27 protein-coding genes and 1 other RNA gene are annotated in these 20,586 nt (G+C 74.4%); 14 read left to right on the top strand and 14 right to left on the bottom strand.

What is annotated here, in order from left to right; genetic code table 11:
* Positions 1–2: 2 nt before the first annotated feature.
* Together npdG and BLP29_RS10665 are read right to left on the bottom strand one after the other, a co-directional pair.
* A complete protein-coding gene (npdG, locus tag BLP29_RS10670) occupies positions 3–689 on the bottom strand; it encodes an NADPH-dependent F420 reductase (RefSeq protein ID WP_092803863.1) in 687 nt (228 codons plus the stop codon).
* Positions 686–877, bottom strand: coding sequence for a hypothetical protein (locus BLP29_RS10665; protein ID WP_092803860.1), 192 nt, complete (start codon positions 875–877; stop codon positions 686–688). Before BLP29_RS10665 ends, npdG begins: the two co-directional genes overlap by 4 nt.
* A gap of 138 nt (positions 878–1,015) precedes the next feature.
* Between BLP29_RS10665 and BLP29_RS10660 the strand changes: the two genes are divergently transcribed.
* On the top strand, positions 1,016–2,131 hold the full coding sequence (locus tag BLP29_RS10660) for a GGDEF domain-containing protein (protein ID WP_092803857.1): 1,116 nt from the start codon (positions 1,016–1,018) through the stop codon (positions 2,129–2,131).
* A 25-nt stretch (positions 2,132–2,156) separates the two neighbouring features.
* Entirely contained in the window at positions 2,157–3,419 is a 1,263-nt protein-coding gene (locus BLP29_RS10655) for a M24 family metallopeptidase (protein WP_092803853.1), read from the top strand.
* Here BLP29_RS10655 and BLP29_RS10650 read toward each other — a convergent pair.
* Genes BLP29_RS10650 through BLP29_RS10640 form a run of 3 tightly spaced genes read right to left on the bottom strand, consistent with a single transcriptional unit; the run spans position 3,406 to position 4,458 of the window.
* Entirely contained in the window at positions 3,406–3,834 is a 429-nt protein-coding gene (locus tag BLP29_RS10650; RefSeq protein WP_092803850.1) for a ChaB family protein, read from the bottom strand. The genes BLP29_RS10655 and BLP29_RS10650 overlap by 14 nt on opposite strands.
* A gap of 10 nt (positions 3,835–3,844) precedes the next feature.
* On the bottom strand, positions 3,845–4,240 hold the full coding sequence (locus BLP29_RS10645; RefSeq protein ID WP_243469861.1) for an acyl-CoA thioesterase: 396 nt from the start codon (positions 4,238–4,240) through the stop codon (positions 3,845–3,847).
* 2 nt (positions 4,241–4,242) lie between these two features.
* A complete protein-coding gene (locus BLP29_RS10640) occupies positions 4,243–4,458 on the bottom strand; it encodes a hypothetical protein (protein WP_092803844.1) in 216 nt (71 codons plus the stop codon).
* Between the two features lie 154 nt (positions 4,459–4,612).
* On the opposite strand from BLP29_RS10640, the gene BLP29_RS10635 reads away from it, so the two are divergent.
* The gene (locus BLP29_RS10635) at positions 4,613–4,825 is read left to right on the top strand and encodes a hypothetical protein (RefSeq protein WP_092803841.1); all 213 of its coding nucleotides are present in this window, start codon (positions 4,613–4,615) and stop codon (positions 4,823–4,825) included.
* Positions 4,826–4,950: 125 nt separating this feature from the next.
* Entirely contained in the window at positions 4,951–5,106 is a 156-nt protein-coding gene (locus BLP29_RS21015) for a hypothetical protein (RefSeq protein WP_165839354.1), read from the top strand.
* Positions 5,107–5,503: 397 nt separating this feature from the next.
* Here BLP29_RS21015 and BLP29_RS20650 read toward each other — a convergent pair whose 3' ends face one another.
* Positions 5,504–5,968 (bottom strand): hypothetical protein, encoded by a 465-nt coding sequence (locus BLP29_RS20650; RefSeq protein WP_133379120.1) that lies wholly within the window; start codon positions 5,966–5,968, stop codon positions 5,504–5,506.
* Positions 5,965–6,624 (bottom strand): S1 family peptidase, encoded by a 660-nt coding sequence (locus BLP29_RS10630; protein ID WP_092803838.1) that lies wholly within the window; start codon positions 6,622–6,624, stop codon positions 5,965–5,967. The genes BLP29_RS20650 and BLP29_RS10630 overlap by 4 nt, the downstream gene beginning before the upstream one ends.
* Before the next feature lie 123 nt (positions 6,625–6,747).
* Between BLP29_RS10630 and BLP29_RS10625 the strand changes: the two genes are divergently transcribed.
* Positions 6,748–7,296: a VOC family protein gene (locus BLP29_RS10625; protein WP_243469860.1), complete on the top strand. Its 549-nt coding sequence runs from the start codon at positions 6,748–6,750 to the stop codon at positions 7,294–7,296.
* A gap of 8 nt (positions 7,297–7,304) precedes the next feature.
* Here BLP29_RS10625 and BLP29_RS10620 read toward each other — a convergent pair whose 3' ends face one another.
* Both BLP29_RS10620 and BLP29_RS10615 read right to left on the bottom strand, forming a co-directional pair.
* On the bottom strand, positions 7,305–7,541 hold the full coding sequence (locus BLP29_RS10620) for a hypothetical protein (protein WP_092803835.1): 237 nt from the start codon (positions 7,539–7,541) through the stop codon (positions 7,305–7,307).
* Between the two features lie 29 nt (positions 7,542–7,570).
* Positions 7,571–8,752 carry an ROK family transcriptional regulator gene (locus BLP29_RS10615; protein ID WP_092803832.1) on the bottom strand — a complete coding sequence of 394 codons (1,182 nt, stop codon included), beginning with the start codon at positions 8,750–8,752 and terminating at the stop codon, positions 7,571–7,573.
* A 126-nt stretch (positions 8,753–8,878) separates the two neighbouring features.
* On the opposite strand from BLP29_RS10615, the gene BLP29_RS10610 reads away from it, so the two are divergent.
* The 7 genes from BLP29_RS10610 to BLP29_RS10580 all read left to right on the top strand — a co-directional run bounded on the left by BLP29_RS10610 (position 8,879) and on the right by BLP29_RS10580 (position 14,845).
* Complete coding sequence (locus BLP29_RS10610) at positions 8,879–9,631, top strand: amino acid ABC transporter ATP-binding protein (protein ID WP_481268996.1); 753 nt, start codon at positions 8,879–8,881, stop codon at positions 9,629–9,631.
* A 77-nt stretch (positions 9,632–9,708) separates the two neighbouring features.
* On the top strand, positions 9,709–10,662 hold the full coding sequence (locus BLP29_RS10605; protein ID WP_092803829.1) for a glutamate ABC transporter substrate-binding protein: 954 nt from the start codon (positions 9,709–9,711) through the stop codon (positions 10,660–10,662).
* 33 nt (positions 10,663–10,695) lie between these two features.
* Entirely contained in the window at positions 10,696–11,340 is a 645-nt protein-coding gene (locus BLP29_RS10600; protein ID WP_092803826.1) for an amino acid ABC transporter permease, read from the top strand.
* Positions 11,337–12,209, top strand: coding sequence for an amino acid ABC transporter permease (locus tag BLP29_RS10595; RefSeq protein WP_092803823.1), 873 nt, complete (start codon positions 11,337–11,339; stop codon positions 12,207–12,209). The genes BLP29_RS10600 and BLP29_RS10595 overlap by 4 nt, the downstream gene beginning before the upstream one ends.
* Entirely contained in the window at positions 12,202–13,167 is a 966-nt protein-coding gene (locus BLP29_RS10590; RefSeq protein ID WP_092803820.1) for an asparaginase, read from the top strand. Before BLP29_RS10595 ends, BLP29_RS10590 begins: the two co-directional genes overlap by 8 nt.
* Complete coding sequence (locus BLP29_RS10585; protein ID WP_092803817.1) at positions 13,164–13,904, top strand: copper homeostasis protein CutC; 741 nt, start codon at positions 13,164–13,166, stop codon at positions 13,902–13,904. Before BLP29_RS10590 ends, BLP29_RS10585 begins: the two co-directional genes overlap by 4 nt.
* Positions 13,901–14,845, top strand: coding sequence for an ROK family protein (locus tag BLP29_RS10580; protein ID WP_092803814.1), 945 nt, complete (start codon positions 13,901–13,903; stop codon positions 14,843–14,845). Before BLP29_RS10585 ends, BLP29_RS10580 begins: the two co-directional genes overlap by 4 nt.
* Before the next feature lies 1 nt (position 14,846).
* Here the strand turns inward: BLP29_RS10580 and BLP29_RS10575 are convergent, their stop codons facing one another.
* The 5 genes from BLP29_RS10575 to BLP29_RS10555 form a co-directional block, all read right to left on the bottom strand.
* Positions 14,847–15,572 (bottom strand): GntR family transcriptional regulator, encoded by a 726-nt coding sequence (locus tag BLP29_RS10575; RefSeq protein WP_207798429.1) that lies wholly within the window; start codon positions 15,570–15,572, stop codon positions 14,847–14,849.
* The gene (gene nagB / locus BLP29_RS10570; RefSeq protein ID WP_092803811.1) at positions 15,569–16,354 is read right to left on the bottom strand and encodes a glucosamine-6-phosphate deaminase; all 786 of its coding nucleotides are present in this window, start codon (positions 16,352–16,354) and stop codon (positions 15,569–15,571) included. Before nagB ends, BLP29_RS10575 begins: the two co-directional genes overlap by 4 nt.
* A gap of 2 nt (positions 16,355–16,356) precedes the next feature.
* On the bottom strand, positions 16,357–17,502 hold the full coding sequence (locus tag BLP29_RS10565) for an N-acetylglucosamine-6-phosphate deacetylase (RefSeq protein ID WP_165839353.1): 1,146 nt from the start codon (positions 17,500–17,502) through the stop codon (positions 16,357–16,359).
* A gap of 54 nt (positions 17,503–17,556) precedes the next feature.
* Positions 17,557–17,974: RNase P RNA component class A (gene rnpB / locus BLP29_RS10560), an RNA gene on the bottom strand.
* 18 nt (positions 17,975–17,992) lie between these two features.
* Positions 17,993–18,712, bottom strand: coding sequence for a TetR/AcrR family transcriptional regulator (locus tag BLP29_RS10555; RefSeq protein WP_092803808.1), 720 nt, complete (start codon positions 18,710–18,712; stop codon positions 17,993–17,995).
* An 81-nt stretch (positions 18,713–18,793) separates the two neighbouring features.
* On the opposite strand from BLP29_RS10555, the gene BLP29_RS10550 reads away from it, so the two are divergent.
* Both BLP29_RS10550 and BLP29_RS10545 read left to right on the top strand, forming a co-directional pair.
* Entirely contained in the window at positions 18,794–19,636 is an 843-nt protein-coding gene (locus tag BLP29_RS10550; RefSeq protein ID WP_092803805.1) for an NmrA family NAD(P)-binding protein, read from the top strand.
* Between the two features lie 103 nt (positions 19,637–19,739).
* Complete coding sequence (locus tag BLP29_RS10545) at positions 19,740–20,585, top strand: DUF4349 domain-containing protein (RefSeq protein ID WP_092803802.1); 846 nt, start codon at positions 19,740–19,742, stop codon at positions 20,583–20,585.
* Position 20,586: the final 1 nt, after the last annotated feature.

Below are 20,586 nucleotides of genomic sequence, written 5' to 3'. Positions count from 1 at the left end.
CCTCAGACGCCGGTCACCCGCACACCGGCGTGCGTCTTGTACCGGCGGTTGACCGACACCAGGTTGATCGTCAGCGCCTCGACCTGGCGGGCGTTGCGCAACCGGCCCGCGTAGACACCGCGCAGGCCGGGCAGCTGCCCGGCCAGGGCCTGCACCAGGTCCATCGACGCCCGGTCGTCGCCGACGACCATGACGTCGCCCTCGAGGGTGGGCAGGGAGAGGTCCTCGAGCGACACCGCGGACAGGTGGTGGAATGCGCCCACCACGTGGCTGTCGGGCAGCAGGGCCGCGGCCTGCTGGGTGACGCTGCCCTCGGGGACGTCGAGCACGTAGGCACCCAGCTCGTCCCAGCCCATGGGCACCACGCAGTCCACGACGACCTTGCCGGCCAGCACGGGCGCCAGCTCGACCAGCAGCTCGGCGTGCCCGGCGAACGGGACGGCGACCACCACGACGTCGGCGGCCCCGGCCACGTCGGCGTTCGAGCCGCCCCGCACCGACACCTCGGCGCCGGCGGAGGCCTGCACGGCCCGGGCGCCCACCTCGGCGGCCACCTCGGCGGCCCGCTCGGTGTCGCGGGAACCCAGCAGCACGCGCTGACCGGCGGCCGCCCAGCGCACCGCGAGACCGCGGCCCTGCGGCCCGGTGCCGCCGAGGATGCCGACGACGAGCTCACCCACCGCGGTCACGGGGTCTCGCCGCGGTCCCAGGCGCGGTCCTCGGCGTCGGCCTGCTCGTTGCGCTCGGCGACCTTCTGCAGCGCCGCAGCGGCCTCCTCCTGCGTCGCGAACGGGCCGAGGCGGTGCCGCTCGGCGCAGCCGTCGGGCCCCTCCACGGTCTGGTGCTTGAGGCAGAAGAACCACGGCCCCTGGGTCATCTCGGTGTCCTCCTCGGACGGTGGGGTGCACGCCCGCGCACGCGAGCCGTGCCAGCGTGTCACCAGGCAGGCTCCGCCGCAGGTGGAGGGCGCCGAGGAGCATGCCGGTGGGGGGCACGGGTGGGGCACACTGCTCGGGTGCCCGCGGACCGCAGCCACCCCGAGCCCACCGCGCCCGGCGGCGCGGGGCTGGCCGGTGGCCGGGTGGCCGCGCAGGTCATCGCCGTCCTGCTGCTCGTGGGGTCGGGGCTGGGCGCACTGAACCTGCTGGTCGACGGCGTCCTGCGACCCGGGGCGCCCACGATCGTGTACGGCGGGTGCATGGCGATGCTGGCCTCGCTGGCCGTGGTGCTGCTGGTCGCCCAGCGGGTCGGACGGGCGGCGGTGGCGGCGCTGGTGCTGCTCGGCGACCTCGTCTACGTGGTGGTGGCGCTGTCGATCACCGACCCGCTGCTGTACTCACCACCGCTGATGATGCTGTTCGCGGCGTTCGCGGCGGCCTGGTTCCTCGACGGCTGGCTGCTGGGCGCGCACATGCTGGCGGTGCCCGTGGCCTGCTGGATCGCCCTGCAGGGCAGCTTCGACGACCCGGCCGCTCTCGCCGTCCAGGTGCTGGTGCAGTCGATGGTGCTCGACGTCGCGGCCGCCGGTGTCTACGTGCTGCGCCGGCGGGTGCAGCGGCTGCTCACCGCCACCGAGCGGTTGTCCTCCACCGACCCCCTGACCGGTCTGGCCAACCGCCGGTCGATGACCGCCGCGGCCGGGCGGCTGTGGCACCAGGCGCAGCGCGAGGGGGCCGTCGTCGCCGCCTTCCTGCTCGACCTCGACCGCTTCAAGCAGCTCAACGACGAGCACGGCCACGCCGCCGGCGACGCCGTGCTGCTGGCCGTCGCCCGGTCCCTGGCGCAGACCGTGCGGCCGACCGACGTGCTGGCCCGCACGGGCGGGGAGGAGATGGTGGTGCTCGGCGTGGTCCGCGACCACCACGACGCCCGCCACCTCGGCGAGCGGTTGCGCGCCGCCGTCCACTCCACCGAGGTCGGGGTGCACCGGGTGACCGCGTCGGTGGGGCTCGCGTTGGCCACCCCGGTCGCCGGTGAGGACCCGCGGGACGCCGTGTGGCGCCTCATCGACCGGGCCGACGTGGCGATGTACAGCGCCAAGCAGGCCGGGCGTGACCGGGTGGAGCTCGCCGCGCCCACGCTGCCCCGCCCCCGGCGCGGAGGCAGCAGCACCCCGGCCGACGCCGGCTGACCGACGCGTCTGGTGTGATCGCGGCATGACGGCGACCGCCCTGCAGCTGCCCCTGCCCCTGCGCGAGCAGGCCGCCCTCCGCGACGGCTGGCTGGACCGGCGCATCACCGACCTGCTCCCCGGGTTCATGGACGAGGCCGGCATCGACCTCTGGCTCGTGGTGGGACGGGAGTACCACGAGGACCCCGTGCTCATGACCATGCTGCCGGCCACCTGGCTCTCGGCCCGGCGGCGCACCGTCCTGCTGCTGCACCGCACCGCCGACGGCGTCGCCCCGCTCGCGGTGTCCCGCTACCCGGTCGGGTCCTTCGCCTCGGTGTGGGACCCGGCCCAGGACCGACCGGGCGACAGCCACGAGCGCGCCCAGTGGGCCGCCGTCCGCCGGGCCGTGGACCGCATCGCGCCCCGGGTGGTGGGCATCGACGTCTCCCCCACGTTCGCGCACGCCGACGGCCTGGCGCACACCGACCACGAGCTGCTCCTGGCCGAGCTGGGGCCCTGGGCCGAACGGGTGGTGCCCGCCGAGCAGCTGGCCGTGCGCTGGCTGGAGACCCGGCTGCCCGAGGAGATCGCCGCCCAGCACACCATGAACGCACTCGTGCACGCCACGATCGACGAGGCGTTCTCCCCTGCGGTGATCACGCCCGGCAGCACCACCGCGCTCGACGTCGCGTGGTGGATCCGGCAGCGCTTCCACGACCTCGGCGTCGACCCGTGGTTCCAGCCCACGGTCGACGTGCAGCGGCCCGGCCTGCCCGGGCCGACCGAGCACGCCGTCGTGGAGGCCGGCGACCTGCTGCACTGCGACGTCGGGCTGCGCACCCTCGGGTTGACCACCGACACCCAGCGCAACGCCTACGTGCTGCGCGCGGGTGAGACCGCCCCGCCGGCCGGGCTGGCCGCCGCGCACGTGGTCGGCAACCGCATGCAGGACCTCGTGACCGCCGCGATGCTGCCCGGCCGCACCGGCGACGAGGTGCTGGCCGCAGCCCGGGCCGTGGCCGGGGCCGAGGGCATCGACGGCGACGTCTACTCCCACCCCGTCGGCGTGCACGGCCACGGGGCCGGCCCGGCGATCGGCATGTGGGACGCCCAGGACGGCGTGCCCGGCGCCGGGTCGGCGCGGCTGCACACCGACACCACGTGGGCGCTCGAGCTGTGCGTGCGCGTGCCGGTGCCCGAGTGGGGCGGCCACGTGGTGCGCATGGCCCTCGAGCAGGGCATCGCGCTGACCGCCGAGGGGGTCTCCTACCTCGACGGCCGGCAGACCGTGCTCATGACCCTCTAGCGTCGCGGGTGGCCTTGTCGTTCGCCTTCTCCAACGCGTCGACGAGCTCGTCCTTCGTCATGGTCGAGCGGCCCTCGACGTCGAGCTCCTGGGCGCGCTCGTAGAGGTGCTCCTTGGTGGCGTTCTCGTCGACGCCGCCGGCGGTGCCCAGGTCGGTGTCGCGGTTGCCCTTCGCGGACTGCTCGTCGGAGGGCCCGTTCTCCTCCTTGGGCTCCCAGTGGTCGCCCACCTTCTCGTGGGTGTGCTTGACCGCCGACCAGGCCACCCGGTTCGCCGCCTGCTCGTCGCCGTCGTAGGTGTCGACCGCGCTGTCGTGCGCCTGCGCGTAGGTGTCCTTGGCCTTGTCGTCGGAGCGCTGCAGGGTGCTGGGCAGCTCGTCCTCGATCGGCTTCCCGCTCTTCGTCGTCTTCGGCATGGCTGGGGTGCTACCCGTCGACGGGCTCGCAGAACGTCGTCCACCGTGCGCGCTCGGCATCGGTGAGGGGCCGCGAGGCGTCGTCGGCGACGTGCACCAGGACGGCGAGCAGGTCGATGGCGACCTCGTCGTCCTGGCGCAGCTGCTGGCGCACCGTGACCGAGCTGGTGCCCAGCCGGGTCACCCAGCTCTGGACGTCGACGTGCTCGCCGGGCCGGTAGAGCAGCTGCCGGCGGTAGTCCACCTCGAGCCGGGCCAGGATCACCGGCGGTGCATTGCCGGTGCTGCCGTCGGCGGCCATCACCAGCCGGGCGTCCTCCAGCAACGACAGCGCCCGGGCGTGGTTGACGTGGCCGTAGAGGTCGGGGTCGGACCAGCGCAGCTGGACGGCGTGCCGGTGCCGCACGCTCAGACGGTCTCGTCGGAGGTGCGGTGACCGCCCTCGTCGGCGTCGGGGTGCAGCGTGCGCTCCTCGGACTCCGCCAGGATGGCCTCGGCCTGGGCCTCGGGGTCGGCGCTGCCGCCGGCGGTCTCCTCCTCGGGGAGCAGCTCGGCGCGGGTCTCCACGTTGTGCGCGGTGACGTTCGCGCGGGCCTCGGGCGACGGGTCCTGGCTGGAGGTCATGCCGCCGACCCTAGGACCGCAGGCTGCGCCCGGCGCGGCGGCTGCGGCACGTCGTGGTGTGCCGACCGGGCCGGTCCCGTTTCGTCACATGTGACGGCGGATCCACCGGCTCGGGCTCTCCCGTGGCGCACGCCACCCTGCCTACCGTGGATCCATGCCGTACAACCGATCTGCCACGGCCGTGCTCGACCCGGCCGCCCGCGTCCGCCAGCTCCACCTCGTCGCCGCCGCCCGCGTGGCCGCCGCCCGCGCGAGCACGCCGCAGCAGGTGGCCGACATCGTGCGCGTGACCGTGGACGACGAGGTCGACACCCACACCTTCGCCGCCATCGTCACCGACTGCTCGGCCGGGCTCCCCCGCCGCTGACAACGTACTTGCGGCCGATCGCGCCGCGCAGGCCGGTGCTGGACTCATATGCCCGTCCAGAAATGTCAGAGGCAACGCACAAACTCCGACGCAGACGCCAGAGTGGTGTCGCTCAGGAGGTTCCAGTGAGCAAGGTCAGCGCGTACTACTCGATCAACCCGACCGATCCCGACGTCCACCACGACCAGAGTGATTGCCCGTCTGGTCAGCAGATCCCGGCGCACAACCGGCGCTCGGGGACGAACGGCTACCCGAAGTGCAAGCACTGTCGTGACATGTAGTCGGAACGCACATTGAGCCGTTGCGTGGCACCGCGTGCGGTGCCACGCAACGCTCGCGGCGGAGTGCGGTCCACGCGGGTCGACGCGTGCGTTCGAGTCGAAGGACTTAGCGCCCTTGGTGAGCGGGGCGTTTACAAAGCGAGGCACGCAACCAATGGGCGGCGGCGTGAAGCTGAGCCGCATGCTTCCGCCTCAGGTGCTGGTCTCTGTCCGGCCCAGGCACGAGCACGGAGCTGGCAGTCGGCGTCGTTCAAGGTCAACAAGCCTGGGCGACCACCACACAATGAATTCTCACGTGCCCGTCCGGAAATTCAGAAGCGCATCACCGACGCTCGATCATCCCGACTCCTTTAGTCACTTCGACCCGGTCGGGAGTTGGGCGAGGACAGGCGACGCATCAGGCGGAATATCCACCCTCACGCTGTGCCCGGTTTTCCGAATGCAGCTCACACCAAGCGCGCAAACTAGCCTGACCGACGATTGTCAACACAATGGCCACAACCGGGGCTAGCATCGTAGGGTCCGCGCCCAGGGCCGGGGCAATGTAAGAAGTCACCCCAGCCGTGAAGGTAATCTTGCCTGCACCGTATTCCTTCGCCAAGGTGCGCCGTTCTTCATCATATTTGTCTCGCGAGCAAAGCAGATCATGAACCTCGTCCAAAACCTTTTGGTAGAAGATTCTCGCACCCGCCATCACGCCAAAAGGGGCCGTGTTGGGCGATGCGGCCTGTAGCCAAGCCTCCGCAGTCTCGGCCCATCCGCGCGTTCGCGACAGTTGATCGATCAGATCCTTCTGATAGTTTGGCAGGTCCAACAGCCAATCAGTGTTGGATGAGAGCACGGCCTCGAGTCCGCCGCTCATGCGTCCATCATCGGCTTCAAGTACTCCGCAGAAATTGCGTGAGTCGTTTGATGCAGCACGGCAGGATCCACGCCGCCAATCATCACCGTTCCGGAGCCCGAGGGCGTGTAGGCCCCGACTAGAACCGCAACGACCTTATTCGATCGAACGTTGACCACGGGCCCTCCGGACTGACCTGGGCGGAGCAGCGTGTTCAAAACAGCATATTTGGATTTAATCCCTTGATTTTGCATCAAGATGCGTGCGCCTACTGTCGTTGTCTGCTGAGTCAAGACAGTTCGGCCATCGTTTGCGTGCGGAAAACCCAGCGTAACCACCGGCTCCCCTGGCTTGACATCGTCCGTGCTCCCGATAGACCAGTTGACAGAAGTTTCAACTTCATGCACCCGCAGGACTGCTAAGTCGTGGATTGGGTCCGAGGCGACGACGTCAACCGGTCTGACATGGAAACTCTTGTCGTCAACATCCTGATAGTCGTCTGTTCGTACCCGCGGCACTACCATGTGCAGCCCAGCCGGGTGTCCACTGACCACGTGAAAGGCCGTCGCCAGTAAGTCACCCCCCAAGGCGAAGCAAGATCCCAGTGCCACATTGCCTCCCGGGCCGATGTGAGCCAAGAGGTAACAGGTCTGATCAGACTCGAACACCGCATTCATTGAGCCACTCTCTCACTTTTCACTCAGCAGTGCCTGGATCGAAGCCGGTCAGTTGGGCCGGATCGCAAACCCCGCGCCCGGGGTGGCCGAAGTGCCGTCACGCCAACCGGTCGGTGGCCGCCGGTGCCGCCCCCGCCGCCGAGCAGGGCTACGCCGATAGGGCGCACCTGGCGTGCTAGTGATCGGCCGGTCCGCCGGGCTTGCCCCGCGCCGCTGATCAGCCGCAAGGCGCCCATCCGTCCAAGACACCGCGCACCTCGCGGAGCCAAGATCACCGCCACGACAGCTCCGGCACCCCAGGTCTGGCCTACGCTGCGGGCCGCCGACACCCCCGCCCTCATCCGCTTCCTCGTCGAGGCGTGCGGCTTCGAGGAGGTCGCCGTCTTCGCCGACGGCGACGTCGTCCAGCACGCCCGACTGGCCTGGCCTGAGTGCGGCGGCATCATGCTCGGCTCCGTACGGGAGGCCGACGACGCCTGGCCGTTGCAGCCGGGCAGCTGCGGCAGCTACGTGGTGTGCGCCGACCCCGACGCCGTCTTCGCGCGAGCCGTCGCGGCCGGGGCGACGGTCGTGCGCGGGCCCGCCGACGCCTGCCACGGCCGCGAGTGCACGCTGCGCGACCCGGAGGGCAACCGGTGGTCGTTTGGCACCTACCGGGGCGAGCCCCGGTAGGCGGCAGGTCAGGAGCGGGCGCGCTCCGCGCAGTCCGGGCAGACGTCCGGGCCGGCCGGGTCGAAGGGCTCGCCCGCCTCGGCGCGCACGGAGTGGTTGCACAGCGACGTCGTCAGCTCGAGGTCGGCCGCACCGTCCGGGACGGCGTGCACGGGGCCGGTGAGCTGCTCGCCGGCGAGGTCGCCGTCGGGCCCGGGGACGACCACGGGGGTCGTCGCCCGGCCGCGGCCGTGGGTGGTGGTCACCGGCCCTGTCTGCCCCGCACCCCCGGCGGTCATGCCTCGGCGCGGACGGCGGCGAGCCGCGGCAGGTCGGCCAGCACCGCGTCCAGCGCCGAGTGCCCGGCGCCCAGCAGGCCGGCGCGCGGCCCGGCCCGGCTGACCAGCACCTCGAGGCCGTCGGTGACCAGCGGCGGGCTCTGCGCGTACACCGCCGACCGCACCCCGGCGACGAACGCCTCGGCCTGGCTGAGCCACCCGCCGAGCACCAGCCGGTCGGGGTTGACCAGGTTGACGATGGTGGCCAGCACCGTGCCGGTGCGGCTGCCGGCCTCGCGCAGCAGGCCGGTGGTCTGCGGGTGGGCGTCGCGGGCCAGGTCGAGCACGGCGTCGACCCCGGTGACCTCGACACCGTCGGCGCGCAGCCGGGCGGCCAGCGCCGAGCCGCTGGCCACGGCGTCCAGGCACCCGACCCGCCCGCACGAGCAGGGCACCGGCTCGGCGTCGGGCACCGTGACGTGGCTGATGTCCCCGGCGAAGCCGCGCGCGCCGCGCTGCAGCACGCCGTCGACGACGATGCCGCAGCCGATGCCCGATCCGGCCTTGACCATCACCAGGTGGCGGGCCGTCGGGTCGGTCGCGTGCTCGCCCAGCGCCATCAGGTTCGCGTCGTTGTCGACCACCACGACGGCGCCGGCGGGCAGGTGCGGCCGGGCGAGTGCGGCGACGTCGGCGCCGTTCCAGCCGGGCATCCGGGCCGGGGAGGTGACCACCCCGCCGGGGAAGGCGACCGGGCCGGGCACGCCGAGCCCGAGCCCGAGCAGCGGTCCGGCGTCGGCCGACCCGGACCGGAGCTCGGTCAGCACCCCGACGACGGTGGCCAGCACGGCGTCCGGGCCGTCGGCGACCCGCACCGGCACCGGCCGCTCGGCCAGCACGGCGCCGGTCGCGTCGAGGACCGCGCAGTCGGCGTGCTGCTCCCCCAGGCCGACGGCGCCGACGACCCCGAGACCGGGGCTCATCGCCAGCCGGCGCGGGGGGCGGCCGTTGCCGACCACCGGACCCTCGACCTCGGTGAGCACACCCGAACCCAGCAGCTCGTCGACCCGGCCGGCGACCGTGGTCGGCGACGCGCCGGTCAGCCGGGCGAGCTCGGCGCGCGAGGAGGCCCGCCCGGAGCGCACGAGGGCTACCAGGGCGGTGGGTGCTCCGGGGCGGGTGGGGGCGGTGGCGGGCACCCCGGCAGTAGAGCACGGTCACGGCCCGGTTAAAACCTTTTTGGATTAACTCATATCCCTTCTGCCTGCAACCCTGGGGTGCTTACTGTTCGCGGCGTCACACCCGACCGGCCGTGAGGAGACCCCGTGCCCGCCACCGACGCACCCCCGATGGTGCGGCTCCGCGGCGTCCAGAAGCACTTCGGCGCCCTGCACGTGCTGCGCGACGTCGACCTCGACGTGGCCGCCGGGGAGGTCGTCGTCGTCGTCGGGCCGTCCGGCTCGGGCAAGTCGACGCTGTGCCGCACGATCAACCGGCTCGAGCCGGTCGCCTCCGGCGAGGTGCTCGTCGACGGCGTCCCGGTGCCCGCCGAGGGTGCCGCGCTGGCCCGGCTGCGCGCCGACGTCGGCATGGTCTTCCAGTCCTTCGACCTCTTCGCGCACCGCACCGTGCTGGACAACCTCTGCATGGCCCCGGTCATGGTCCGCGGCATCCCCAAGGCGCAGGCGCGCACCGAGGCGATGGCCCTGCTCGAGCGGGTCGGCATCGCCGACAAGGCCGGCCACTTCCCCGCCCAGCTCTCCGGCGGGCAGCAGCAGCGTGCCGCCATCGCCCGCGCCCTGGCCATGAAGCCCAAGGTGATGCTCTTCGACGAGCCCACCTCGGCGCTGGACCCCGAGATGGTGGCCGAGGTGCTCGCCGTCATGACCTCGCTCGCGGAGGACGGCATGACGATGGTCGTGGTCACCCACGAGATGGGCTTCGCCCGCCGGGCCGCCGACCGCGTCGTGTTCATGGACGCCGGGGCGATCGTCGAGGTGGCCCCGCCCGAGCAGTTCTTCGCCGGCGGCGGCAGCGACCGCACCCGCAGCTTCCTGTCCGCCGTCCTGCAGCACTGAGGACCGCTCCCCAGCTCCGGCCCGCGGCACGCGGCCCGGCCCTCCCCCGCTCCGGCGGGTCCGTCGAAAGGCAAGGAATGAGCCGCACCCTCCGGCGACGCACCACGCTCGCCGCCTCCCTCGCACTGGTCGCCTCCCTCGGGTTGGGCGCCTGCGGCAGCTCGGACTCGGGCTCGTCGGCCGTCCCGCCCTCGGGCGGTGGCGGCGGGGAGGACTCGCTGCAGTCGGTGTACGACGCCGCCCCCGTGGCCGACGCCGCGGCCCTGCTGTCGGACTCGACGATGGCCGCCATCAAGGAGCGCGGCGTGCTGCGCGTCGGCGCCGCCCTCGACGCCCCGCTGCTGAGCCAGCAGGACCCCGCGAACCCCGACGACATCCAGGGCTTCGACATCGACCTGGCGAAGATGCTGGCGATCTACATCATCGGCGAGCCCAACATCGAGGTCGTGCCGCCGGCGTCGGAGACCCGCGAGGCGCTGCTGCAGAACGGCACCGTCGACGTCGTCTTCAACACCTACACGATCACCGAGGAGCGGGCGCAGCAGATCTCGTTCGCCGGCCCGTACTTCGTCTCCGGCCTCGCCGTCGCCGTCCCGGCCGACGAGGACAGCATCTCCGGCATCGACGACCTCGGCGGCAAGACCGTCATCGTCGGCGCCAACACCCCGGCCGTGACCGCGGTGCCCGAGCAGCAGCCCACCGCCGAGGTGGTCAGCTTCGCCACCGACCCGCAGTGCGTGCAGGCCCTCACCCAGGGCCGCGGCGACGCCTACGTGCAGGACTACACCCTGCTGGCCGCCGACGCGCAGGCCAACTCCGGCATCAAGGTCGTGGGCCAGCCCTTCACCGAGGAGGCCTACGGCATCGGCCTGCCCCCGAACGACCCGGACTTCAAGCAGTTCGTGAACGACTGGCTGGAGCAGATCTACGCCGACGGCTCGTGGGCCGAGATCTTCGACGCCACCCTGGGCACCGTCGGCGACGGCAGCACCCCCGAGCCGCCCACCATCGGCTCCGTCCCGGGGTCCTGACCTGAACCGCAGCAGCGCCGGCAGGAGGACCCGTTGAGCGCCCTCGTCGACAACCTGCCCGCCCTCCTGGCGGGTCTGGGCACCACCCTGTTCGTCCTCGTCACCTCCGCGGTGGGCGCCCTCGTGCTGGGCACCCTCGTGGTGGTGGCGCGGGTCAGCCCGGTCCCCGTCCTGCGGGCGGCGGCCTTCGGGTACGTGCAGGTGCTGGTCAACGTCCCCCTGCTGGCGCTGCTGCTGCTCGCCGTCTTCGCCCTGCCCGACGCCGGGCTCATCGCCCCGCTGGTGACCACGGCGATCGTCGTGCTCACCGTCTACGAGGCCGCCTACGTGGCCGAGGCCCTGCGCAGCGGCATCAACACCGTGCCCAAGGGCCAGGTCGAGGCCGCCCGCGCACTGGGCTTCACGCTGTCGCAGACGCTGCGGATGGTCGTCGTCCCGCAGGCCGCCCGCGCGGTCGTGCAGCCACTGGGCAACGTGCTCATCGCCCTGCTCATGAACACCGCGCTGACCGCCACCGTCGGGGTCGTAGAGCTCACCTCGGCCACCAACAAGGTCAACCTCGTCCAGGCCGAGCCGATCACGATCTTCGGCGCGGCCGGGCTGGTCTACATGGCACTCGCGCTGGTCATCGGACTGGGCGCCGGGCGCATCGAGAAGAAGGTGGCGATCCGTCGATGAGGCCGCCCGAGACCGCCTACCTCTACGACGAGCCGGGCCCGCGCACCCGCCGGCGCATCCGCATCGCCTCGGTGGTCAGCCTGGTCGTGCTGGCCGGGGCGCTGGCGCTCATGCTGCGCCAGTTCGCCTCGCGCGGGCAGCTGGACGCCGACCGCTGGTCGCCATTCCTGTCCTGGCCGATCTGGGAGTACCTGCTCGTCGGTCTGCGCGGCACGCTGCTGGCTGCCGCCGTCGTCGCCGTCCTCGGTGGTGCGCTCGGCGTGCTGCTGGCGCTGGGCCGGCTCAGCCCGCTGCGGCCGCTGCGCTGGCTGTGCACCGCGTTCATCGAGGTGTTCCGCACGCTGCCGGTGCTGCTGCTGATCTACCTCATGCTCTTCGGCCTGCCGGCCTACGGGATCAACCTGCCGGTGCTGTGGAAGCTGGTCGTGCCGCTGACGGTGGCCAACTCCGCGGCCATCGCCGAGATCGTGCGCGCCGGTGTGCTCAGCCTGCCCCGCGGCCAGACCGAGGCCGGCTACTCCCTCGGCATGCGCCGGCTGCAGGTGATGCGCGCCGTGGTGCTGCCCCAGGCGCTGCGCGCGGTCACCCCGTCGCTGGTGGTGCAGCTGGTGAGCCTGCTCAAGGACACCTCGCTGGGCTACGTCGTCGCCTTCACCGAGCTGCTCTACCGGGCCCAGGTGCTCAGCGCCTACAACCGGCTCCTCGTCCAGACCTTCCTCGTCGTCACCCTCGTCTACCTGGTGGTCAACGGGTCGCTGTCCGCGCTCGCGTCCCGGCTGAAGCGCCGGACGACGAAGACCGCCGCACCCGTCGCCGCCGCCGTCCCGGCCCAGCCGGGCGCACCCGCCGTGGAGGCCCCCCGTGCCTGAGTCACCCGCCCTGGCCGAGCTGGCCGTCGTCGTCCGCTCCGGGCTGGTCGAGAGCCGGCACCTGGGCAGCCTGGTCGCGCTGCGCCCCGACGGGTCGGTGGCCCTCGAGCTCGGCGACCCCGACGCCGTCGTGCTGCCCCGCTCGACCACCAAGCCGCTGCAGGCCCTGGCCTGCCTGGAGGCCGGCGCCCCGCTGACCGGGCCGGCCCTGGCGATCGCCGCCGGCTCCCACACCGGCGAGGACCGGCACGTCGACGTGGTGCGCGCCGTGCTCGCGCAGGCCGGGCTCGACGAGTCGGCGCTGCGCTGCCCGCCGGACCTGCCCGAGGACGAGCCCACCCGGCTGCGCCTGCTGCGCGCCGGCCAGGGGGCGTCCCTGGTGCGGATGAACTGCTCGGGCAAGCACGCGGCGATGCTGCTGGCCTGCGTGGTGAACGGCTGGCCGACGGGGACCTACCTGGACGCCGACCACCCGCTGCAGCGCCTCGTGCACGACGTCGTCGCCCGCGAGACCGGTGCCCCCGTGGGCCACACCGCCGTCGACGGCTGCGGCGCCGCCCTCTTCGGGACGACGGTGCGCGGCCTGGCGAACGCCTTCCGCGGTCTGGCGACGGCCACCGCCGGCCCCGCCGCCCAGGTCGCCGCGGCCATGCGCGAGCACCCGGAGTTCGTCGGCGGGCAGGGCCACGTCAACACCCGGCTGATGGCCGACCTGCCCGGCGTCGTGGCCAAGGGCGGCGCCGAGGGCGTCATCGGGGTGGCCACCGCCGACGGCCGCGCGGTGGCGATGAAGGTCGTCGACGGCAGCCCCCGGGCGACCACCGTCGTGGCGCTGGCCGTGCTGCGCGGCCTGGGCCTGGACACCGCGCCGGTCGCCGACCTCGAGACCGTGCCGGTGCTCGGCGGCGGCGTGCCGGTCGGCGAGGTCCGCCCCGGCGCGGCGCTGGCCACCTCGTGACCGACGTCGAGATCTGCGTCGACGACGTCGAGGGCGCGCTGGCTGCCGGGGCCGCCGGCGCCGACCGGGTCGAGCTGTGCGCCGCGCTCTCCGAGGGCGGGGTGACCCCCAGCGCCGGCACCCTCGCCGCACTCGGTGCCCGCGCCCCCGCGCTGCCGGTGACCGTGCTGGTGCGCCCGCGCGGCGGGGACTTCGTGCACTCGCCGATCGAGCTGGCCGTGGTGTGCGCCGACGTGTCGGCCGCGCGCAGCATCCTGCCGGTGCTCGGCGTGACCGTGGGTCCGCTGAACCCGGGCGGCCGCGTGGACCGGAAGGCCCTCGACGCGGTGGTGGCCGCTGCCGGCACCGCCCCGGTGACCTTCCACCGCGCCTTCGACACCCTCGCCGACCAGCCAGCCGCGCTGGAGGAGCTGGTCGACGCCGGCGTCGCCCGCGTGCTCACCTCGGGCGGGGCCGCCACGGCCCTGGCCGGGGCCGACCGCCTGCGCGCGCTGGTCGAGCAGGCCGCCGGGCGCATCGAGGTGATGGCCGGCGGCGGCGTGCGCGCCGACCACGTGGCCGACCTGGTCGCCGCGACCGGCGTCCCCGCGGTGCACCTGCGGGCCGCGCGCACGGTGCGCTCGGTGGGGCACCGCAGCGCCACCGAGGTGGTCTACGACAGCGGCACCCGCACCATCACCGACACCGCACAGGTGGCGGCCGTGGTGGCGGCGCTGCGCGAGCGGCGGGCCGGGTGAGCGCCCCCGCGGTCGTCGGCCTGGACGTCGGCGGCACGACCACCAAGGCCCTCGTGGTCGCCGCCGACGGCACCGTCGTGCACCAGGAGAACCGGGCCACCGCCCACGCGGCCGACCCGGTGCCCGGGCTCGCGGCCGAGCTCGACCGGCTCACCGCGGTGGCCGCCGCGCAGGGGCTGGCCGTGGTCGGGGCCGGGGTGGTCACGCCGGGGCTGATCGACGAGGCCACCGGGACGGTGCGCTACGCCTCCAACCTGGGGTGGCGCGACGTGCCGCTCCGCGCAGCGCTGCAGGACCGGTCGGCCGTCCCGGTGACCACCGGCCACGACGTCCGGGCCGCCGGGCTGGCCGAGCAGCTGCTCGGCGCGGCGCGCGGGGTCGACGACGTCCTGCTGGTGACCATCGGCACCGGCATCGCCGCCGCGCTGGTCGGCGGTGGGCGGGCGCTGACCGGGGGCACCGGCGCGGCCGGGGAGATCGGGCACGCCCCGGTGCGCCCCGGCGGCGAGGTGTGCCCGTGCGGGCAGCGCGGCTGCCTGGAGGTCTACGCCTCGGGCGCCGGGGTGGCGCGGCGCTACGAGACCCGCACCGGCCGGGCGCGGTCGGCCGCCGGCGTGGTGGGCGGGCTGGACACCGACCCGGTCGCACGCGAGGTGTGGGCCGACGCGACGTCCGCGCTGGCCGACGCGCTGGTGACCGCCACGCTGCTGCTGGACCCGTCGGTCGTCGTCCTCGGGGGTGGCCTGGCCGCGGCTGCAGCCGACCTGCTCGAGCCCGTGCAGGCCGGGCTGTCCGCGGGGCTGACCTGGCGCGAGCCGCCGCCGGTGGCGCTGACCCGGCTGGGTTCGCTGGCCGGGTGCCTGGGGGCCGCCGCGATGGCGATGGCCTCGGCCGGTCGCGACGTCGAGCTGGCCGGGTGGACGGCGGTGCCGGCCCGGTGAGTCAGCCGCGGCCGAGCTCCAGGCTCATCGCCACCTCGTAGCGGTCGCCCCGGTAGACCGAGCGGGTGTGCTCGACCGGGCGGCCGCCGCTGCGGGCCACCCGGTCGAAGGCCAGCACGGCCCGGCCGGGGGCCAGGCCCAGCAGCTGCGCGGTGGGCGGGTCGGCCTCCGAGGCCCGCACGGACTGCTCGGCCCGGTCGACCACGGCTCCGTAGACGTCGCCGAGCAGGGTGTAGACCGAGCCGGTGAGGTCGTGGTCGCCGAGGTCGGGAGCGACGTCGGCGGCGTACCAGCCGTCGTCGACCGACATGGGTTCGCTGTCGGCCAGCCGCAGCCGGCGCACGTGCCAGGCCTGCGCGTCCGGGGCCAGGACGAGCGCCTCGCGGGTGTTGTCCGGCGGGTCGGTGAGCGCGACCTCCAGGACGACGGTCGAGGGTCGCAACCCGAGCCGGCGCATGTCCTCGGCGAAGGAGGCCAGGTGCAGGCGGGAGCGGGCCGGCCGCTCGGCGACGAACGTGCCCGCCCCGGGCACGCGCACCAGCACGCCGTCGGCGACCAGCTGGCCGACGGCCTCGCGGACGGTCACCCGGCTGACCCCGTGCAGCTCGCACAGCTGCCGCTCCCCCGGCAGCGCCGCACCGGCGGGCAGCCGCGCGGCCTGCTCGGCGAGGCGGGCGCGGAGCTGGGCGTGCAGGGCGCCCTGCCCACGGGTGATGGGCGCGCTCACCAGCCCTGCTCGGCCAGCTTGTGGGCGAGCACGTAGCGGGCGTAGTCAGCGCGCTCGAGCTGGCCCGCCGCGGCCTCGTCCACGACGAGGGTGACGTGCGGGTGCAGCTGCAGCACCGACCCCGGGCAGGAGGTGGTGACCGGGCCCTCGGCGGCACCGGCGACCGCGGCGGCCTTGGCCGCGCCGGTGGCGACCAGCACCAGGTGCTCGGCCTCGCCGATGGTGCCCAGCCCCTGGGTCAGCACGTGCCGCGGGACGGCGGCGACGTCGCCGTCGAAGAAGCGGGCGTTGTCGGCGCGGGTCTGCTCGGTGAGGGTCTTGACGCGGGTGCGGCTGGCCAGCGACGAGCCGGGCTCGTTGAACCCGACGTGGCCGTTGGCCCCGATGCCCAGCACCTGGACGGCGACCGGCCGCAGGCTGGTGACCAGGGCCTCGTAGTGGCGGGCGGCCTGCAGCGGGTCGGGCGCCGAGCCGTCGGGGCCGTGCACGCGGGCGGGGTCGATGCCGACGGCGTCGGTGAGCTCGCGCCGGATGACCTCGCGGTAGCTCTCGGGGTGCCCGGCCGGCAGGCCCACGTACTCGTCGAGCAGGACGGCGGTGACGTGGTCGAACCGCAGGCCGGCCTCGTGCCGGGCGACGAGCCCGCGGTAGGCCAGCAGCGGGGAGGACCCGGTGGCCAGGCCGATGGTGACGCCGCCGGGCGCGGCCTCGACGGCGGCGGTGACGACGTCGGCGACCACCCGTCCGCAGTCCTCGGGGGTGGGCAGGACGACGACCTCCACGGTCAGTACTCCTCTCGGTGCACCCGGACGCCGGCCGCGTAGACGGCTCTCGGCACCAGGTCGGGGTCGGTGACCAGCACGTCGGCGCGCCGGCCCGGGGTGAGCTCGCCGACCTCGGCGTCGAGGCCGAGCAGCCGTGCGGGGGTGGCGGTGGCCGCGGTGACCGCGGCGACCAGGTCGACGCCGGCGTCGCGCACGGTGCGGCGCAGGACGTCCGACAGCGTCGCGGTGCCCCCGGCGATGGCGCCCGCGTCGTGGGTGAGCCGGGCGACACCGTCGCGCACGGTGACGTCGAGCGAGCCGAGCCGGTAGGCGCCGTCGGGCTGCCCGGCGGCGGCCATGGCGTCGGAGACGAGCGCGACCTGGCCCGGACCCACCAGGTCGAACACCATCGCCACCGTGGCGGGATCCAGGTGCACGCCGTCGGCGACCAGCTCGACCACCAGCTCGCCCCGGGCCGCGGCGGCCAGGCAGGCGGCGACCGGGCCGGGGGCGCGGGAGAGCAGCGGCGGCATGCCGTTGAACAAGTGGGTGGCGCTCATGGGGCCGGAGCCGTCGAGCAGGGCGCGGGTGGTGGCGGCGTCGGCGTCGGTGTGGCCGATGCTGGGCAGCACGCCGTGGGCGCGGCAGAGGGCGACCAGCTCGGCGGCATGGGCGGTCTCGGGGGCGAGGGTCACCGAGACGACGAGGCCGGTGGCCAGCAGCCGCGCCAGTTCGGCGGGGTCGCCGGGGCGCAGCGCTGCCGGGTCCTGCGCGCCGCAGCGGGCCTTCGACAGGTAGGGGCCCTCGAGGTGGACGCCAGCCAGGTCGGTGCCGATGAGCGGGGCGAGCAGGTCGAGCCTGCGCCTGACCGTGTCGGGGGTGGCCGAGACCAGTGACCCGACGAGGGTCGTGGTCCCGCGGGAGCGGTGGAAGGCCGCCGCACGCCGGACGCCGTCGAGGTCGCTGTTGGGGAAGGAGCCGCCGGCGCCGCCGTGGCAGTGCACGTCGACCAGGCCGGGGATGAGCACGTGATCGGTGGGCCCCGGCGGGTCGGGGTGGTCGGCGGCGGCGGTCACCGCGGCGACGCGGCCGCCGTCCAGGGTGAGGACGGCGTCCTCGACCACGGTGCCGCCGGTGACGAGCCTGCCGCGGAGCACGGTCTGCACGGGGCCTCCCTGGTCCGACCGGTCATGACCAGTGAAGCAGACAGGCGAGGACGACGGACGAGTCGGCCTGTACGCCGGGTTCTGTCCCCGGGTGCCTCGCGGCGGTCCCGATGGGCGGTCATCCATCTAGGCCTGCGATTGCTCGCAGGCTCGAGCGGTCTACCCGGAGGCTCGGGCGGGCAGCCCTCGAACGCCTCCGCGGACCAGCGGCGAACCGCCGGACCTTCCTGACCTTGCTCCGGGTGGGGTTTACCGAGCCGCTCCGGTCACCCGGAGCGCTGGTGGTCTCTTGCACCACCGTTTCACCCTTACCAGCCTGCACCGTCGGAACGGCACCGCTGGCGGTCTGTTCTCTGTGGCACTGTCCCGCGGGTCACCCCGGGTCGCTGTTGGCGACCACCCTGCCCTGTGGAGCCCGGACGTTCCTCGGCGGCGGGGTCTCCCCCACCGACGCGACCGCCCAGCCGACTCGTCCGTCGTGCGGCCGACCTTACCGCCCGGCGGCGACGACCCGGTCCAGCCACTCGGCCAGCAGCGACCGCTCGCCCGGGCTGAGGACGTCGAGGTCGTCGGCGTGCGCCCGCAGCGCCGCCGCCGCGGGCACCACCCCCGGGTCCCCGGCGGTCGGGGCGTCGACCAGGACCCGGGCCAGGACGGCGTCGAGCATGGCGTCGGCCAGCGCGGGGTCCCGCCGGTCGGCCGGCAGCGCCAGCAGCGTGAGCACCAGACCCGTGCCGGCGGCGTGCACCAGCTCGGCGGCGTGCTGCTCGCCCACCGCCAACCGCCCCGCCTGGGCGACCCGGTGCACCCGCGCCGCCAGCACCTCCCGCCCCGCCTGCGCCGCGGCCGACCGACCGGCTCGCGCAGGATCACTCAGCAGGCCGAACACCGCCGGGTGGGACAGCCCGAACTCGACCTGGCTCCGCCATCCCTCCCGCAGGTCCTCCACCGGGTCGGCACCGGACTCCCCCGCCGCCCGGACGACGGCGGCCTTGGCGGCGACGTGCTCGGCCAGCTCGTGCTCCACGACGGCCTCGAGCAGGCCGTCCTTGTCGCCGAACGCCCGGTAGATGGCCGGCGCCTGCACCCCGGCGGCCTCGGCGACCGCGCGAGTGGTCACCGCCTCGGCGCCACCGGACCGCAGCAGCCCGACGGCGGCCTCGACGATCGCCTGCCGGGTGTCGGCGCGGGGCCGGGTGCTCGCGGTCATGCCAGGACGATAGCGCCGATCCGGGCCTTCTGTTAGCGTCGATACCACCATCGAGGTAGCAGCGATCTCAGGAGCCCAGCCATGATCACCGTCACCGGAGCCACCGGCGCCCTCAACGGCGCCACCGTCGACCACCTGCTCGAACGCGTCCCGGCCGCCGAGGTCACCGTCGTCGTGCGCGACCCGGCCCGCGCCCAGCGGTTCGCCGACCGCGGGGTCGCCGTCCGCCGAGCCGGCTACGACGACCCCGCCGCCATGCGCGCCGCCTTCGCCGGCGCCGACCAGCTGCTGCTGGTCTCCTCCAACGACCCGGGTGCCGACGGCGTCGCGCTGCACACCGCGGCGGTCGAGGCCGCCGTCGACGCCGGGGTCGGCCGGGTGCTCTACACCAGCCACCAGGGCGCCGCCGACCCCTCGCCGTTCGCCCCGGCCGTGGTGCACGCCCGCACCGAGCAGGTGCTCGCCGCCTCCGGCCTGGCCTGGACATCGCTGCGCAACGGCTTCTACATGCACAGCCTGGACTGGCTGGCCGGCCCATGGCGGGAGACCGGCGAGGTCGTCGTCCCGGTCGACGGACCGGTCTCCTGGACCGCCCGGGAGGACGCGGCCAAGGCGGCCGCCGTCGTGCTGGCCGCCGGTGGGTACGACGGCCCCCTGACCCTCACCGCCGCCCGGGCCCCCACGTTCGCCGAGGTGGCGACCCTGGCCGGCGAGGTGACCGGCCGGCCCGTGGGCACCGCCGTCGTCGGGCCCGACGCGTGGCTGGCCGCGCAGACCGACGCCGGCCGCCCCGCCCACGTCGCGAGGTTCACCCTCGGCATGTACGAGGCCGCGGCCCAGGGCCTGTTCGCCGGCACCGATCCTCTGCTCGGCGAGCTGCTCGGCCGGGAGCCCCGCACGGTGCGCGACCAGCTGACCGGCTGACGCCCAACGGGGGGCGACGTCGACCCCCCGTGGACCACTCGAGCGTCACGATCGGGTCTCGCATCTGGCCGGTCGGCGGCGGAGCGGCCTACGGTCCCGACGCATGCGACGCAACCGGTGGGCACTGGCCGCGGTCCTCAGCGCGCTCCTGCTGGGTGGCTGCTCGGGCGGCGGGGTCGGCGGCGCGGACTCCCAGGGGTCCTACGCCGCCCCCGCGGACGCGGCCGGTGCGCCGTCCGTCGAGGACACCGAGCGCCAGGTGGTCACCACCGCCGACACCACGGTCGCCGTGGACGACCCCGCCGCCGGCGCCCAGCAGGTCAGCGAGCTGGTCGAGGACCGCGGCGGGCGGGTCGACCAGCGATCGGAGCGGACGGTCCCGCGGACCTCGGGCGACACCACCGTCGCCGACCTGGTGCTGCGCGTGCCCGCCGACGAGCTCACCGGGGTGCTCGACGAGCTCGACCGCATGGGTGACCTGAGCAGCGTGTCCGTCGTCCGCGACGACGTCACCAGCACCGCCGTCGACCTCGACGCCCGCATCTCCGCGCTGCAGACGTCGGTCACCCGGCTCGAGGCCCTCATGGCCGGCGCGGCCACCACCGCCGACCTGCTCGCGGCCGAGCAGGAGCTGTCGATCCGCCAGCAGGACCTCGAGGCGTTGCAGGCCGAGCGCACCGCGCTGGCCGACCAGGTCGAGCTCACCACCCTCTCGGTGCAGCTGGTCGAGACCGAGGCGGCCGCCGAGGACGACGACCCCGGCTTCCTGGGCGGGCTCAGCACCGGGTGGGGGTCGTTGACCGCCGCCTTCGGGGGTGCGCTCGTGGTGCTCGGCGTGCTGCTGCCCTGGCTGCTGGTGGTCGCCGTCGCCGCCGCGGTCGCCGTCCCGCTGGTGCGCCGCGCCCGCCGCCGGGCCCGGACGACGCGGACGGTCGCGCCGACGCCGTGAG

Origin of the sequence: Klenkia marina (genome assembly GCF_900101025.1) — a bacterium.
GTDB classification, from domain to species: domain Bacteria; phylum Actinomycetota; class Actinomycetes; order Mycobacteriales; family Geodermatophilaceae; genus Klenkia; species Klenkia marina.
This window is presented reverse-complemented; position numbering and strand designations above follow the sequence as displayed.

What these genes read in the sequence shown, in the direction of transcription:
- BLP29_RS10665 (WP_092803860.1), bottom strand. Translation starts at nt 877, where the DNA reads ATGACCCAGGGGCCGTGGTTCTTCTGCCTCAAGCACCAGACCGTGGAG.
- BLP29_RS10655 (WP_092803853.1), top strand. Translation starts at nt 2,157, where the DNA reads ATGACGGCGACCGCCCTGCAGCTGCCCCTGCCCCTGCGCGAGCAGGCC.
- BLP29_RS10650 (WP_092803850.1), bottom strand. Translation starts at nt 3,834, where the DNA reads ATGCCGAAGACGACGAAGAGCGGGAAGCCGATCGAGGACGAGCTGCCC.
- BLP29_RS10640 (WP_092803844.1), bottom strand. Translation starts at nt 4,458, where the DNA reads ATGACCTCCAGCCAGGACCCGTCGCCCGAGGCCCGCGCGAACGTCACC.
- BLP29_RS10635 (WP_092803841.1), top strand. Translation starts at nt 4,613, where the DNA reads ATGCCGTACAACCGATCTGCCACGGCCGTGCTCGACCCGGCCGCCCGC.
- BLP29_RS20650 (WP_133379120.1), bottom strand. Translation starts at nt 5,968, where the DNA reads ATGAGCGGCGGACTCGAGGCCGTGCTCTCATCCAACACTGATTGGCTG.
- BLP29_RS10630 (WP_092803838.1), bottom strand. Translation starts at nt 6,624, where the DNA reads ATGAATGCGGTGTTCGAGTCTGATCAGACCTGTTACCTCTTGGCTCAC.
- BLP29_RS10605 (WP_092803829.1), top strand. Translation starts at nt 9,709, where the DNA reads ATGAGCCGCACCCTCCGGCGACGCACCACGCTCGCCGCCTCCCTCGCA.
- BLP29_RS10595 (WP_092803823.1), top strand. Translation starts at nt 11,337, where the DNA reads ATGAGGCCGCCCGAGACCGCCTACCTCTACGACGAGCCGGGCCCGCGC.
- BLP29_RS10555 (WP_092803808.1), bottom strand. Translation starts at nt 18,712, where the DNA reads ATGACCGCGAGCACCCGGCCCCGCGCCGACACCCGGCAGGCGATCGTC.
- BLP29_RS10550 (WP_092803805.1), top strand. Translation starts at nt 18,794, where the DNA reads ATGATCACCGTCACCGGAGCCACCGGCGCCCTCAACGGCGCCACCGTC.
- BLP29_RS10545 (WP_092803802.1), top strand. Translation starts at nt 19,740, where the DNA reads ATGCGACGCAACCGGTGGGCACTGGCCGCGGTCCTCAGCGCGCTCCTG.